The sequence below is a fragment of the Acinetobacter sp. AOR01_HL genome (assembly GCF_027855455.1).
Lineage (GTDB): Bacteria > Pseudomonadota > Gammaproteobacteria > Pseudomonadales > Moraxellaceae > Acinetobacter > Acinetobacter baumannii.
On record NZ_JAKTIM010000011.1, the window covers coordinates 43508 to 58195 of the forward strand.

General features: G+C 34.6%; 13 protein-coding genes and 6 pseudogenes. All 19 read left to right on the plus strand.

Features of this window, described 5'->3' with window-relative positions; all coding sequences use genetic code 11:
* Positions 1-10 precede the first annotated feature (10 nt).
* A pseudogene (locus tag MKL62_RS01910) lies at positions 11-1345 on the plus strand (RHS repeat-associated core domain-containing protein); the annotation flags it as partial.
* Between the two features lie 107 nt (positions 1346-1452).
* Positions 1453-1593: a hypothetical protein gene (locus MKL62_RS01915; RefSeq protein WP_228134564.1), complete on the plus strand. Its 141-nt coding sequence runs from the start codon at positions 1453-1455 to the stop codon at positions 1591-1593.
* A 186-nt stretch (positions 1594-1779) separates the two neighbouring features.
* On the plus strand, positions 1780-2127 hold the full coding sequence (locus MKL62_RS01920; RefSeq protein ID WP_005128997.1) for a hypothetical protein: 348 nt from the start codon (positions 1780-1782) through the stop codon (positions 2125-2127).
* A gap of 719 nt (positions 2128-2846) precedes the next feature.
* Positions 2847-3485, plus strand: a pseudogene (locus MKL62_RS01925) (RHS repeat domain-containing protein); the annotation flags it as partial.
* Between the two features lie 149 nt (positions 3486-3634).
* The gene (locus tag MKL62_RS01930) at positions 3635-4033 is read left to right on the plus strand and encodes a hypothetical protein (RefSeq protein ID WP_005128990.1); all 399 of its coding nucleotides are present in this window, start codon (positions 3635-3637) and stop codon (positions 4031-4033) included.
* A gap of 165 nt (positions 4034-4198) precedes the next feature.
* A pseudogene (locus MKL62_RS01935) lies at positions 4199-4408 on the plus strand (hypothetical protein); the annotation flags it as partial.
* Between the two features lies 1 nt (position 4409).
* Positions 4410-5060, plus strand: a pseudogene (locus MKL62_RS01940) (RHS repeat-associated core domain-containing protein); the annotation flags it as partial.
* Positions 5060-5365, plus strand: coding sequence for a hypothetical protein (locus MKL62_RS01945; protein ID WP_005128981.1), 306 nt, complete (start codon positions 5060-5062; stop codon positions 5363-5365). The pseudogene MKL62_RS01940 and the gene MKL62_RS01945, both read left to right, overlap by 1 nt.
* Before the next feature lies 1 nt (position 5366).
* Positions 5367-6456, plus strand: a pseudogene (locus MKL62_RS01950) (RHS repeat domain-containing protein); the annotation flags it as partial.
* Complete coding sequence (locus MKL62_RS01955) at positions 6453-7001, plus strand: hypothetical protein (protein ID WP_000670742.1); 549 nt, start codon at positions 6453-6455, stop codon at positions 6999-7001. The pseudogene MKL62_RS01950 and the gene MKL62_RS01955, both read left to right, overlap by 4 nt.
* A gap of 312 nt (positions 7002-7313) precedes the next feature.
* The gene (locus MKL62_RS01960; protein WP_005128978.1) at positions 7314-7562 is read left to right on the plus strand and encodes a hypothetical protein; all 249 of its coding nucleotides are present in this window, start codon (positions 7314-7316) and stop codon (positions 7560-7562) included.
* A gap of 172 nt (positions 7563-7734) precedes the next feature.
* Entirely contained in the window at positions 7735-8175 is a 441-nt protein-coding gene (locus MKL62_RS01965) for a hypothetical protein (protein ID WP_005128977.1), read from the plus strand.
* Between the two features lie 279 nt (positions 8176-8454).
* Positions 8455-8772 (plus strand): hypothetical protein, encoded by a 318-nt coding sequence (locus MKL62_RS01970; protein WP_001038419.1) that lies wholly within the window; start codon positions 8455-8457, stop codon positions 8770-8772.
* Positions 8773-8974: 202 nt separating this feature from the next.
* Positions 8975-9919 carry a DUF4424 family protein gene (locus tag MKL62_RS01975; protein WP_000731772.1) on the plus strand — a complete coding sequence of 315 codons (945 nt, stop codon included), beginning with the start codon at positions 8975-8977 and terminating at the stop codon, positions 9917-9919.
* Between the two features lie 225 nt (positions 9920-10144).
* Positions 10145-10395, plus strand: a pseudogene (locus MKL62_RS19635) (short-chain dehydrogenase); the annotation flags it as partial.
* A gap of 155 nt (positions 10396-10550) precedes the next feature.
* On the plus strand, positions 10551-11462 hold the full coding sequence (gene mumR, locus MKL62_RS01990; protein ID WP_005128976.1) for a LysR family transcriptional regulator MumR: 912 nt from the start codon (positions 10551-10553) through the stop codon (positions 11460-11462).
* A 344-nt stretch (positions 11463-11806) separates the two neighbouring features.
* The gene (locus MKL62_RS01995) at positions 11807-13060 is read left to right on the plus strand and encodes an NRAMP family divalent metal transporter (RefSeq protein WP_001987220.1); all 1254 of its coding nucleotides are present in this window, start codon (positions 11807-11809) and stop codon (positions 13058-13060) included.
* 34 nt (positions 13061-13094) lie between these two features.
* On the plus strand, positions 13095-13859 hold the full coding sequence (locus MKL62_RS02000) for a LamB/YcsF family protein (RefSeq protein ID WP_005128975.1): 765 nt from the start codon (positions 13095-13097) through the stop codon (positions 13857-13859).
* A gap of 2 nt (positions 13860-13861) precedes the next feature.
* The gene (locus MKL62_RS02005) at positions 13862-14677 is read left to right on the plus strand and encodes a putative hydro-lyase (RefSeq protein ID WP_109850690.1); all 816 of its coding nucleotides are present in this window, start codon (positions 13862-13864) and stop codon (positions 14675-14677) included.
* Positions 14678-14688: the final 11 nt, after the last annotated feature.

The following is a 14688-nucleotide window of genomic DNA, read 5'->3' on the forward strand; positions in this document are numbered from 1 at the left end:
GCTTTTTTATGTCTGGAACCATGTCTATGATGAATTAAATAATCGCACCACAACTATTCGACCAGATGGACAGAAAATAGATTGGCTGACTTATGGAAGTGGACATGTCTATGGCGTAGCTTTAAATGGTGAAGATGTTGTTAGCTTTGAACGTGATGATTTACATAGAGAGACATTACGCCACTATGCAAATGGTCTTAGCCAACAACAACGTTATGATGAAGCAGGCCGCTTAACTCAGCAATTAATGTTGAATGGGCATGACAAAGGTTATCAGGCCCAAACTAAAAATAATGCTATCTAGCATACCAACCAATTGATTGAACGCTTATATCACTACGATAAAACAGGTGAGCTAACGGCAATTCGAGATACACGCCGTGGCAATATTGCCTATAAGTACGATCCTATAGGGCGTTTACTTGAAGCGAGCAGTAAACTTGGAAAAGAAACGTTTAGTTTTGACCCCGCCAGTAACATTATAGATTCGTATCATAGTCACAAGGCACAAAGCTATTCACAAACTACGGAAGAAAAAGACTATGGTTATAACCGTTTAGTTAATAACGTAGTTAAAGAATATCTAGATCAACAATACCAATATGATGCTTATGGACAACTCGTAAGACAAAAAACGAGTCAAGGTGATTTAAACTTTGAGTGGGATGTCTATGGCCGTATGGTGAAGAGCCGTAATAGTCAATATACGGTAGAATATCGCTATGATGCATTAGGCCGCCGTATTCAAAAGCGGAGTAAACATCACCATACAGGTCAAGAACAGAACATCATTTATGGATGGGATGGCGATACGCTTGCTTATGAGTCCACAGAGCAGTTGACCAAGCATTACATCTATGAAAAAGATAGTTTTGTACCGATGCTACAAGCTGTTTATTTAACTCCAATAGAATTGCATCAAACTCCAGATTGGTCAGATAGACCTTATAACATACACCGTGACCCGCTTTGGAAAACTGAAAAACAGGGTAAAGAATTTGATGATGTATGGTTCTATCACTGCGACCATTTAGGCACACCGCAAGAAATGACTGACCATACTGGTTCAATTATTTGAAAAGCCGAATATAAAGCTTGGGGTGAGTGTAAAGCAGAGAAAGCCAAGTCGAATTTCTTCGAAAATAGTGAAATTATCTCAAATAATATCCGTTTCCAAGGTCAGTATTTTGATGAGGAAACAGGACTTCATCACAACCGTTATCGTTATTATTCGCCGTATGTAGGTAGGTTTGTCAGTAAAGACCCGATTGGGTTGCTGGGGGGGAGTAATAATTATGCTTATGCCCCAAATCCTACAGAATGGGTTGATCCACTAGGATTAAGCTGTCAAAAATACCAAAAGGCTTTAAAAGCTTTGGCCAATTAAAGCAGTTTGGACAAGCGATGCAGGCAAGGTTTTCTAAATTAGGATTTAAAGGTGCGACGATGTATATGCAAGGAAGTGCACATAGTGGTAGAAGTTTTGAGACGGGTAAAGCTTTTGATGATGGAAGAGTAAGTGATTTTGACATAGCAGTGGTTCAACCAGAATTATTTGAAAAAGCAAAAAAAAATGGGTATAGCAAAAGGTAATCGTACATTACCTATTGAGATAAACTCAGTCGAAGCAAATAAATTAGGTATTAATGGCGTACTTCAAAAGATGTCAAAACTCGCGGGAGGACGGGATGTAAATGTTATGATATTTGATAGTCCAGAAAGTGCCAAAGCTAAAGCGGAAGGTACACGAATTCCAGCAAACTGTATGTAAGGTGTAAAATGAAAAAGAGTTTTTTTTTAGCATATACGACAAACTTAAATTCAATTGATTTAGTTCGAATTTTTGAAAAAAAATTTGATATTTCTTTTATTGAACATAGCAGTGATTATTTGGGAAATTATTACTCTTATGAGGGATTATTATGTGATAATTTTAAAATATTGCAAAATAAGTTACCTGATGGTGATCTGCAAATAAATAACGGTGGAATAGAAACTATTTTGAAATTGGGCTTTTTAAATGGAAAAAATAAAGAAAAGCAAAGTAAGTATGAATTTATGAAAAAACAATTAGCGAGTTTGGATAATATAAATTTACATTCATTTGATATTCTTGAAGAGGAATGAATGCACTAATACGATAAGAGATCATATGAAAGGAAAATAAATGAAGACTTAGGATCAGTGAGATGAGAAGATGGCTTCAATTTGAATATCTCACGTTATGTCAGTACAGCACGGGCTGAAGAAAAAATAGATCTAAGTGATATCCACAATGAATTGGGGGGCATCGGAAGAAAGAATTAAGAGAGCAACTTTCTCTCATAACACTTTCCTCGAAGAGTTAGGACTATCGCTGCTTCCCTTAGCCGAAAAAGACTAATCTGGAATATATAACTTATAGGTGAAATATCGAGCTCAAATCATCAGTATTTGGGCTCTTTATTTATCAATTTAGCGCTCTGATCATAACTAAAATAATGGACAGTACTTTCCTTTAAGGATAACGTAATGTTAAATTAGGAGATATAAGAAATCAAACTACCAATGGTCTGATTCGTCAAAAATGATCTTATAATAGATGACTTTTTTATTGCTAGAGATACTGATAAACCTTATATCTACCGAGTGAGCAAAAAATTTATAGATATTGTTAATAAATTTAAATTCAAAATGAATTTCTTGGAATAATAAAAATTAATAATTTTTTAATAGTGAATTAATTATTTAAATTATTAATTCACTATTAGGCTTGAAGATTTTTTATTTTTGGCAATATGGGATGTTTAGAATAGTGTACAGCGAGTTATATATGAGCAATACGGTTTAGAACATAAAATATAGTAGAATATCGCTATGATGCTTTAGGTCGCCGTATTCAAAAGCGGAGTAAACATCACCATACAGGTAAAGAGTAGAACATCATTTATGGATGGGATGGCGATACGCTTGCTTATGAGTCCACAGAGGAACTGACTAAGCATTACATCTATGAAAAAGATAGTTTTGTACCGATGCTACAGGCTGTTTATTTAAGTCCAATAGAATTGCACCAAACACCAGATTGGTCAGATAGACCTTATAACATACACCGTGACCCACTTTGGAAAACTGAAAAACAGGGTAAAGAATTTGATGATGTATGGTTCTATCACTGCGACCATTTAGGTACACCGCAAGAAATGACTGACCATACTGGTTCAATTATTTGGAAAGCTGAATATAAAGCTTGGGGTGAGTGTAAAGCAGAGAAAGCCAAGTCGAATTTCTTCGAAAATAGTGAAATTATTTCAAATAATATCCGTTTTCAAGGTCAGTATTTTAATGAAGAGACAGGATTACATTACAATCGCTATCGATATTATTCGCCGTATGTAGGTAGGTTTATCAGTAAAGATCCGATTGGATTATTGGGGGGATTTAATGTTTATTCTTATGCGCCGAATCCTAATAATTGGGTTGATCCATTAGGATTATCCCCAAAAAAAGATTGTAATGTTCCTAAAAGGGAACCAGAAATAGTTGAAAATTTTAGTTCATTTGAAGCTGCACGAACTCGTGCATTACAGTTAATTGGCCCTTTAGTCCCAGGTAATGAAAAAACATTTGTAACACTTTTAAAAAGGAATATTTAATGATTATCCCTTTATTTCTTAATGAAGCTCTATTAAATAGAGTTTCATTAAGTTCAATTGATTTAGAAAATACAATTAAAAGTTTAGGTCTGGATGTTTTAAACTACGGAGTAATAGATAAAGAGACAGATAAGGTGGAATTAATAGTTCAGGATGATAGAGAATCCTTGCTGAATATGATACGAAAATATTTAATGAAGAAGCCGATTCATGAGGAAGTTCATGTATTCTGGTCAAATTTAAATAAATATTCAATTCTTTGTGATATTAAGTTTGTATTAGAAAATTTAGATAATATTTTTGATGAGGATTGGGATTTTTGGATTATTGGCGGAAATAAAAAATGGGTTATTGAAAACTATCATGAGGAAGAATTGTCAATATTTTTATTGAATTGATGTGTTGCAATTATCATATAAAATGATTAGTTAGTTTGAGTGTGATAATTTTTACAATGAAATTGTATATTATTATGAGATATGGTTAAATTGCTTGAATAGTTTGAAAATTTAAATAGTACTTTTTAAGTACTATTTAAAATAAAATATTTTAAAGGCTGATTGATGTACTTTTATAAAATTTATCCTTCTGAGTATATTGATAGAGATTTTTCTTTTGATTGGAAAGGAAAGCAAGAAATTATTGTTGATTATTTTAAATTTGTCTTAAGTAATCAATTTTTAAAAAATCCTAGAATAAATTTAGATTATAACAATATCTTTTCTGATCAATTGAATGAAATATTGGAGACAGATTTTTATTATTCATCTTCGTGACCATTTAGGCACACCGCAAGAAATGACCGACCATACAGGTGCTATTGTCTGGAAAGCTCAATATAAAGCTTGGGGTGAGTGTAAGGTAAAACCGGCTAAGTCAGATTTCTTTGAAAATTCAGAAACTATTAGTAATAACATCCGTTTCCAAGGTCAATATTTCGACCAAGAAACAGGTCTTCATTACAACCGGTATCGTTATTATTTACCGTATGTTGGGCATTTTATTTCCAAAGATCCTATTGGATTATTGGGTGGAGATAATGTATATGCTTATGCACCGAATCCTGTAGGGTGGATTGATCCTTTGGGGTTAAATTCAAAATCCAAAAATTCTGAAGAGGAAATGATACGTGTAAGACATTACACAAATAGAAAAGATTCAAATATTATTGAAAAAACTCAAAAAATAATTGCTGCTGATAATAATAGGATATATGTTGAACTAGCTAATAGGAAGCCTTTATCTCAAGTTGAAGCGGAGGATAAATGTCAAATTAAACGAGGTAAAAGGCGTGACTATGTAGAATTCGATGTTCAAAAAAATAAAACAGAGTGCATTAAAAACCCTAGGTATCATAATGAAAAGCTTACAATCAAAGGCGACGTAGATAACCCGTGTAATTTAACTATTCATAGGAGAAAATAATGTTAGTTAATAATCAAACTATATTTTATTCTGGTGATGAAATGGTAGAGGTTTTAAAAGAGATAGAATATATATTAGTTTCTCTGCACAAAGTAGGATCTCACTATGCTGAAACCTTACCTGATTCTTATATCGAATATGCAGATGAAACTACAAAATTTATTGATGATAATAATATTTGTGAAAGACTAGCGAGAATTAGAAGAATTTTATCTAGTAAATTTGATAATAGTTTAGGGGAAGATGATATGGATGATTTAGAAAGAGCTTTTGAAAGTTTAGAATATTGGAAACCCAAAAAATAGCAAAATCTGTCGTCAAAAATCAAGTAAGAGTGATTTACAACTTGAGTGGGATGCATGTGGACGGCTGATTAAAAGTCCTAATGCTGAATATACAGCAGAGTACCGCTATGATGCGTTAGGACGCCGTATTCAAAAGTGGAGTAAACATCACCATACAGGTCAAGAACATAACATCATTTATGGATGGGATAGCAATACACTTGCTTATGAGTCGAATGAGCAAATTACCAAGCATTATATATATGAGAAAGATTCATTTGTACCACTGGTACAGGCCATTTATCCAGAAGAAATAGAGCTTCATCAAACACCTGACTGGGCAGATAAGCCTTATAGTTTACAACGTGACCCATTATGGAAAGTAACGAAAACACCAAAAGACTTTAAAGATTTTTGGTTCTATCATTGTGACCAATTTGGGTACACCACAAGAAATGACGGATCATACAGGTGCGGTCATTTGAAAAGCTGAATATAAGGCTTGGGGTGAGTGTAAAGCTGAAAAAGCTAAATCTAACTTCTTTGAAGACTCTGAGATCATCAGTAATAATATCCGCTTCCAAGGGCAATATTTTGACCAAGAAACAGGGCTTCATTACAACCGTTATCGCTATTATTCCCCATATGTAGGTAGGTTTGTAAGTAAAGACCCAATTGGATTGCTGGGTAGTAGTAATATATATGCATATGCACCGAATCCAGTGGAGTGGATTGATCCTCTTGGATTAATGAGTGAATGTGAAAAAAGACAATTGATTTTTAATCAGAAATTAACAAAAATTAAAAGTTTAATAGCTGTACATGATTATACAAATCGCGGCAACGTTAATTTGAAAATCTCTGGAGGTGTTAGTGGCGCAATTGGTTATACAAAAGCGACAGGAACACTTGTTGGAGGAAGCGATCATATTAAAAAAGGAAAAGATTTATTAAAAGGATTCAAAGATACCATGAAGACTATTGATAAAGCACATAGCCTTTGTGATAAACATAAAGCAAGATTCCATGCTTACGGTGATCCATATATTAGAAAATTAGAAAATTCTCTAGCATTACCAACGAAAGTTCCATTAAATGGGAAGTCGACATGAAGTTTTTAAGTGAAAACATTGAAATATCAATTTTAAAGCAATGGTTGAGCGATGATTTTTTTGAAATTTGGGTTCATCCTCAGTTAGTGACAGGTTTTAATAAGAAAGATCTAAAGACTGCTGAGTTTAAATATATTGAAAATCACTATAACTCTTGTGAAGAGACTAGTGATGAATATGACGTTGTGATAACTGACTATTTGTCTGGCTGTTTAACACAGGACAGTTTTAATTTGGTTAATGAAATTTCGGTTAAAGATTTTATGTCAGCAGTTTTATATTCGATAACAAAACTATATTCATCTTATGCAGCATATCCATTTGCTTGGAATGGAGCTTATTTAGTTAGAAAAGATAATCTGGACTTTATTTTTTATGAAATATATAAAGAATTTTACTCATTAGATAGTGAGCATTTAAAAAATATATTAAGGGTTTTTTGTATTGAATTATTAAGTGGGCATATTGATGGATTAAATAGTGTAAATCAGGATAAGTATAAAGAAATAGAAGATTATAGAACCGATAAAACTTATATGTATTAGTTTTTTATGATAAATGCTTAATATTTTTTAATAGGGTAAAAGAAATAGCTTGATTCTAAAATATGCTTTTACCATTTATATGGTAATTATATTGATTTGATAAAAATTACTGGTAGATGTAATGGTTTTGGTCTGGAAGAGGATTAAATACGAATCTTTAAGTTAATATATATTAAATATTAATAGCTTTTAAGTTTTTAACTTGGAATTTATTAATAATATAATATTGTGTTTTTAAATGAGAGTCCAAAGATTAAGTGGGTCATTTTTAATTTTTATTTAAGTGTAGTAATGTAGTTTAAGTTGTTATTTATGAAATTTGAAGAGTTTAATAAACTTGTAGATAAGCTTTCGGAACAGGAAGAATATGAAAAAGTTGATGAAATCCTAGATGATCAAATAGATGAAATAATAAAGTTAGATAGTAAAGAAATCGAAAAATATTTAATGCTTTATGCCTCATTAGCAGGAGATGCTGAATCTTTAGCTAGATTTTATAAATTATTTAATAAGGCAGTATCTTTAGGAAAAATTAAACAGACTGATTTAAAAAAAATATGAGGAATTATCACCAGCTAATAGATGGTTATAGTTTGTATAAAATTTCAAAATAGAACTTTATATTTGCTATTAGGTGCTATTTTAGATAATTCTGAAAATTTTTAATATGTAAATCAAAAATTAATTTAAATTTTTATTGTAATTTTAATATAGTAGGACTAGTGCATAAGTTATGAATTTAATTAAAGATATTGAAGGGTTTTATAGAAAATATGAGATTGATTTTTCAAAAATGCCATTACATTTAACTGATGAAATTAATGAGTTTATGAGCCCTTTATGGAAGGGAACAACAGGCAAAATGAATTGGGAAATCACAAGTACAGACTTTTTAAAATTGAGTTTTCCAAATGAAATTAATAATACAGTGATAAATAAAATTTTCTCGAATTTGAAATTTAAATTATTAAATGAGGAGAGCGTATATTTATATTTTTCTGGATCTGAACCAGTGATTAAGATAAATACTAACGAATTTTTTCTAAATTTATTTAACTTTATGGATGAATTTTGTTTTCTGGATTTTATTTATTTTTTAAGTATAGATAGTTCCAAAAAAGATATAAAATTAGTGGAGTTGAGAATTTTTGAATATATATGCGGGAATTTATGATTTTATGTTAATCTTGATAATTAGGGGGTTACATAAATAATTTTAAATAAATTTTTCTTGAAACACTATAAAATTAATAATCTTATTTCTTAGGTATTGAATAGAAAGAGTAAACATCCATACTTACAAAGAGCATGGTAATATCTTTACGACAACTCAACTATCAATAAAACTGAAAGAATCTAACTTTTATGATCAAGAAAAAGTAGTTATCTTAATCAGACTTGAGCACAAACTCTTAAAGTGCTCCTTTTTAGTTTGATTTTTTAGGTATTTAAAATGAATAAAATGCATGTAACTTTAGCTGTAGTGGTTGGTTTAATTATTGGTGGTGTAGTCGGTGCGATAGGTTACTCTAAAACGGCCGCACGTTATGATGCGATGACCACCGCATGTGTAATGGTGAATCAGGCAGTTGAACATGAAATCTTGAAGCCTGAACAAGTGAAAGAGTTAGGTGAGCTCACAGGTCAAACCCTTAAAAAAGATTATGCTTCTGTTGCATCAAAATTTAAGTTTTCTGAAAAGCAATTAGGTAATGCTTCTGAAGGTTCAAATTGTAGTCAGTTTATTGTTGGTGTGAACGCAGGACAGTAACCACGTGTGATGTTATAAAAATTACCTTCAATTACTTTTAATTTATAACGATCAACCGTCCTTAAGGGCGGTTGATGTAATTTACAGTATTTTATATTTTGTAGGTTTTAGAAGAATGGAAAATATTAACAGCACTTAATCTTAAAACAGCTATCATTTAGGTTGATATTTCATAAACAAAAGACGATATAGAGACTTTAAAATGAAAAAGCTTGCAATAACCTTAGCTGTTTTGATTCCACTTTCAACTTATAGCTTTGCCAATGACTCGACTGGTTATGTCGGTACAGGTGGTATTCAGTATTTAAAAAATGCACAAGTTGCGATGCAAAGTGAGGATCTATTTATTAGTAAAAAAATCATTAAAGTCGATTATCTATATAAAAACTTAAGTAATAAGGATGCGAAGGAAACCGTTTTATTTCCGCTACCACGTGTAGATAACTTTTTTGAAGCAGATTTTGCAAATACTGAAGCACTTTTAAAAAGCTTTAAAATTGTGGTGGATGGTAAAAATATAAAACCAGAAATGCATGTTAGAACGTTTATTCAAAAAGATGAAAAATCACCTTTAATGGATGTAACCGAAGAGTTTAAGCAATGCGGTTTTACTGAAAAAGACATGCTGAATCCATGGATTCGTAGTAACTATGATTATTTGAATTATCAAGATAAGCTAAACAAATGTAATAAACCACAAATGCAGAAAATTTTAGCTCAATTTGAAAAAGATGATGTGATCCCGTGGTCATCTCAAGTCATTTATAGCTGGAAGCAAACCTTTAAAGCCAATAGTTTGACCAAAATTCATCATGAATATAAACCTTTAGTCGGTGGATCTGTAGGTCTCACACCAGATGAAGATAGCAAGCGATTTTGCATGGATAAACAATTTAAACAGGGTCTTAAAAAAGCTCAGGCAGAACATTCGCCGTTTAGTGCTTTAGGTTATATTTTGACAACAGGCGCTAACTGGGCAAAACCTATTGAAAACTTTAAGTTAACGATTGAACGTGATAAAGGCGAACTAGTTTCATTTTGTTGGGATGGCAAAGTCAATAAAATTAGTCCGACTCAATTTGAAATGATAAAAACCAAGTTCGTACCAAAACAAAACTTAGACATTATTTTTGTTCATCTGCCATAAGCTCATACAAACTTTAAATTGTATAAAATGCATCACTTTTGATTGTGTGTCATAACCTAACCATGGCGCACAATAACAAGAGGAAGCCGTATGTTACTCAAGGGAAAAGTATTAGTAATTTTTTTGAGGCAGTGGCGCAATTGGCTCTGCTATTGCAAATGTTTTAATCCGTGAAGGAGCACATGTTTATTTATGCGCAAGAGATTTAAAGAAACTACAAAATTCGGTGGGCGCTCACATGCAATAGTTGATGTTGTTCAAGCGGGTTCGTATACACGTGAATTGTTTGAGTCTAAAGCACAGGTAAGGGGCTTAACATAGGACAATGGCTAGAAGGTGCTGCTCAGAGTACTATGCTAAAGCGATTACCCACACTTTCACAAGTTGCAGAAACCGTTGTTTTTCTTGCATCAGAGCATGTGAACTCAATGGCGGCAACGGTTGTAAACATGACTGCTGGTGCAATAATCAATTAGAATTCTTATCTTTCCATATTTATTTCAAAAACTTAAATTAATATTTACTATTCTGATTTAAAGAAGCTCAAATAAAAACGAATAAATGGGTAGCCTAACTCAGCTAAAAGCTTACATACTATAAAAGTAAAGGAATTTTTAAGACAGGACGAAACGTGAATTTAAAGAATCTTGAAGCATTTTACTGGGTGGTGACTTTAAATAGCTTCAATAAGGCAGCAACTAAATTACAAACCACGCAGCCTGCGGTATCTCAAAAAATCACATCTCTTGAAAATGAATTAGGTTTTAAAGTTTTAGACCGGAGCTTGCGGCAGTTTAAACTGACCCATAAAGGCATGACATTATTTAAGTATGCTGAAAAGTTTATGCGTTTAGAAACTGATTTGGTTGCAGAGCTTACCGAAGATCAGCACCTGACCGGAACCATACGTTTGGGTGTTTCCGAAACTATTGTCTATACGTGGTTAGTTGAATATATCGAAAAGGTTCAACAAGAGTTCCCAAAAATTTCAGTAGAAATTGTGGTAGATCTGACCCCTAACTTGCAAGAAGGTGTTCGGACAGGCGACTTGGACATGGCCTTTTTGCTTGGGCCAACTTTGGCTTTTGAATGTATTGAGCAGTCGCTTTGTAACTTTGAACTGAGTTTCTTGGCGGCGCCATCTTTTAAAGGTGGAATTGGGCAAATGTCTTTTAAAACCTTAATGTCGCATACCATTTTAACCTATCCAAAAATTACCTATCCCTATAAAGAATTAAAGGCAAAAATGAAAGAAAAGGGGATTGATGAACCACTTTCTATTACCAGTTATTCTTTAGCGACGTTATTGCGTCTAGCAGAGCAAGGTTTGGGTATTGCGGTCGTGCCGACCTTAACGGCATTAAAGGAAATTACCGACGGACGATTGGAAATATTAAATACGCCCATCCGTTTAAAAACCTTTCATTTCACGTCTATTTATATTCATGGTAATGACGTTGCTTTGAAAGAAAAATTAACTGAAGTGGCGGTTCAGGTTTCAGAAAGTGCCATGAAAAGACTCAATGAACAAATTAAAAAATAAGCTATTTCTTGAATGCTTTTTATCCCTATTTTTTCTTATTAAAAAAAGCTGTTTTGTAGGTAAAACGATAAAAGCAGCTTATGTACTTCAATAAGTAAAATTTATCCCACTCTTACTTTTGAAGATAAGTTTATAAAAATCAAAAATTTAAAATTTTAAATTTCTGTAAAAAGTCTTATTGTTCGTAGGGGTTAGCTATGTTTTTATTTTAAACACAAGATTTGATCACCGATTGTGTTGATTGGGGAACAGGGAATCTTTGTCATTTAAAAGGATTAAAGAATATCGTTTGGGACAAAAATGATGTTCTTGATTCAATTTGAAAATAGCGTTGTTAAGCTCAAATGGATGAGGAACGCATTAATATGTCTTTACTGAAATCTTCTTTTTTATCAGATCGCCAATGGGCCATTGTTGCCTCAATTTTTATGATGGCGACCTCTGCAATGGGGCCAGGATTTTTAACCCAAACTGCTGTATTTACAGTTAAGTTAGGTGCTGCATTTGGCTTTGCAATTTTAATTTCTATTTTGATTGATTATGTCGTCCAACAAAATATCTGGCGAGTGGTGACACTTACCCAGATGCGTGCATCAGACATTGCCAATAAAGCCTTACCGGGTAGTGGTTATTTACTGGCGTTTCTGGTGATATTGGGTGGGTTTTTCTTTAGTGTCGGTAACATTGCAGGTGCGGCTTTAGGTTTAAATGCACTTTTTGGCCTAGATACAAAGTGGGGTGGTATTTTAAGTGGCGCCTTAGCCATTTTGATTTTTGCTTCTAAAAAAGCAACGCTTGCCATGGATAAAAGCATGATCGTGTTGGGATTGCTTAAAATCTTGCTGATTATTATTGTGGCCGTCATTGTAATGCCTCCTGTTGGGCAAGCAGTTCAGCAAACCTTTGCTCCAGACCAAATCGACTTTGCCATTATTACCACCATTGTTGGCGGTACAGTTGGTGGTTATATCTGTTATGCCGGAGCACACCGGTTACTCGATAAAGGCGCTGTTGGACCTGAAAATATTAATGAAGTTGCCAAAGCTGCGACCAAGGGCATTGTTGTAGTCGGCATCATGCGTTATGTGTTGTTCTTAGCATTCTTAGGTGTGGTGGTAAGCGGTGCTCATATTGATTTAGCCAGTCACGATGCCAATCCAGCAGCCCAAGCATTCCAATATGCAGCAGGTACATTTGGTTTTAAATTATTTGGTTTAATTTTCTGGGCAGCAGGTATTAGTAGCACGATCGGCGCAGCATATACTTCAGTGTCATTCTTTACTGCATTTAAAAAGAACTTAACACCAAAACAGACCAACTATACGACCATTACCTTTATCGCATTAGCGTTATTGCTCTATGTGTTATTGGGTGCAACTCCGGCAGGCTTACTCATTTTCGTAGGTGGTTTTAACGGATTGGTGTTGCCAATTGGCCTTACAATTTTTGTGTATGTGGCTGCATGCCGTAAAGATTTAATGGGTAATTATAACTATCCAAAATGGTTGCTTATTTTAGGTGGATTAACATGTCTGTTAACGTGGTGGATGGGCTATATGTCATTTACGACAGTATTTAATTATTTGACCAAGCTTTAAGCCAGACGACATGAATTGATAAAGGGATAATGCCATGTTTGTAGATTTAAATAGTGATTTGGGCGAAAGCTTTGGGTCATGGAAAATGGGTAATGATGACCAGATTTTACCTGTTGTGACCAGTGCCAACATTGCTTGTGGTTTTCATGCTGGTGACCCGCTCGGCATTTTAAAAACAGTTCGTAAAGCGGTTGAACTTGGCGTGACCATCGGTGCCCATGTGTCTTACCCAGACCTTGTAGGCTTTGGCCGCCGTAATATGGATTTATCACGTGACGAATTGATTGCCGATGTGCTTTACCAAATTTCTGCACTCGATGGCTTGGCTAAAGTGGCAGGCTCAAAAGTGCAATACGTTAAACCACATGGCGCGCTCTACAACACCATTGCCCATGACCAATCTCAAGCAGAAGCCGTGATTGATGCGATTAAAATGTATAACCCTGAAATGGTCTTAGTGGCTTTGGCTGGGTCGAACTTGGTAGAGCAAGCACGTGCGGCTGGTTTAAAAGTTGTATCAGAAGCATTTGCAGACCGTGCGTATAACAGTGATGGTTCATTGGTATCTCGACGTTTAGAAGGTGCGGTTTTACATGACTCGGCATTTGTTGCCAGTCGTGTGGTTTCAATGCTTAAAAATGGTGGAGTTGAGTCAATTGACGGCGTATTTACCCCAATTCAAGCCGACACCATTTGCCTACACGGCGACACCGATGGTGCGCTAGAGATGTCGGCTGCCATTAAAGCCGAGCTTGTAAAAAATAATATTGAAATTCGCCCGTTTGTAAATAAAGCATAAGGATGAACACCATGTATAAGGATATTAAAGTCGACCCAGCTCAGCTTGAAGCCGCGTTAGAGGCGCGTTTAAAAATCCGTGCAGGTTTTGATAAACCGACAGCAGGCATGGCTGCGGGCATGACGCAAGTCAACATGATTTCGGTGCCAAAAGAGTGGGCATATGACTTTTTACTCTATGCACACCGTAACCCGCAAAGCTGCCCAGTGCTTGATGTACTCGAAGAAGGTATCTATGCAACTAAGCTTGCAGCAGACTCAGACATCCGAACTGACTTCCCGCGTTATCGCGTTTGGAAAGATGGCGAAATGGTCGATGAAGTGACCGATGCGAGCGAGATTTATAACGCTCATCCTGATTTGGTGACATTCTTAATTGGTTGCAGTTTTTCGTTTGAAACAGCTTTGCAAGAAGCGGGCATTGAAGTTCGTCATATTCATGACGACACCAATGTGCCGATGTATTTGAGCAATATAAAGTGTGAACCAGCAGGCCGTATTTCAGGAAATATGGTGGTTTCAATGCGACCAATTCCATCGCATCAAATTAGTGAAGCGGTAAAAATTACAGCACGTATGCCGAGTGTACATGGCGCGCCTGTACATATTGGTCACCCTGAAAGCTTAGGCATTAAGGATGTAAATAAGCCAGACTTTGGCGATGCTTCTCGTATTGAAGCGGGTGAAATTCCAGTGTTTTGGGCGTGTGGAGTAACGCCGCAAGCTGCCGTCATGAACTCGAAAATTCCTTTTGCGATTAGTCATGCGCCGGGTTACATGTTTATTACCGACATTCCTGACCGTGCTTGGATTGGCTAATTGGACTAAAG

Bases quoted from the DNA above. Each gene is read 5' to 3' on its own strand.
- MKL62_RS01945 (WP_005128981.1), top strand. From the start codon at position 5,060: ATGTTAGTTAATAATCAAACTATATTTTATTCTGGTGATGAAATGGTA.
- MKL62_RS01920 (WP_005128997.1), top strand. From the start codon at position 1,780: ATGAAAAAGAGTTTTTTTTTAGCATATACGACAAACTTAAATTCAATT.
- MKL62_RS02000 (WP_005128975.1), top strand. From the start codon at position 13,095: ATGTTTGTAGATTTAAATAGTGATTTGGGCGAAAGCTTTGGGTCATGG.
- MKL62_RS01975 (WP_000731772.1), top strand. From the start codon at position 8,975: ATGAAAAAGCTTGCAATAACCTTAGCTGTTTTGATTCCACTTTCAACT.
- MKL62_RS01915 (WP_228134564.1), top strand. From the start codon at position 1,453: ATGCAAGGAAGTGCACATAGTGGTAGAAGTTTTGAGACGGGTAAAGCT.
- MKL62_RS01930 (WP_005128990.1), top strand. From the start codon at position 3,635: ATGATTATCCCTTTATTTCTTAATGAAGCTCTATTAAATAGAGTTTCA.
- MKL62_RS01965 (WP_005128977.1), top strand. From the start codon at position 7,735: ATGAATTTAATTAAAGATATTGAAGGGTTTTATAGAAAATATGAGATT.
- MKL62_RS01960 (WP_005128978.1), top strand. From the start codon at position 7,314: ATGAAATTTGAAGAGTTTAATAAACTTGTAGATAAGCTTTCGGAACAG.
- MKL62_RS02005 (WP_109850690.1), top strand. From the start codon at position 13,862: ATGAACACCATGTATAAGGATATTAAAGTCGACCCAGCTCAGCTTGAA.
- MKL62_RS01995 (WP_001987220.1), top strand. From the start codon at position 11,807: ATGGATGAGGAACGCATTAATATGTCTTTACTGAAATCTTCTTTTTTA.
- MKL62_RS01970 (WP_001038419.1), top strand. From the start codon at position 8,455: ATGAATAAAATGCATGTAACTTTAGCTGTAGTGGTTGGTTTAATTATT.
- MKL62_RS01955 (WP_000670742.1), top strand. From the start codon at position 6,453: ATGAAGTTTTTAAGTGAAAACATTGAAATATCAATTTTAAAGCAATGG.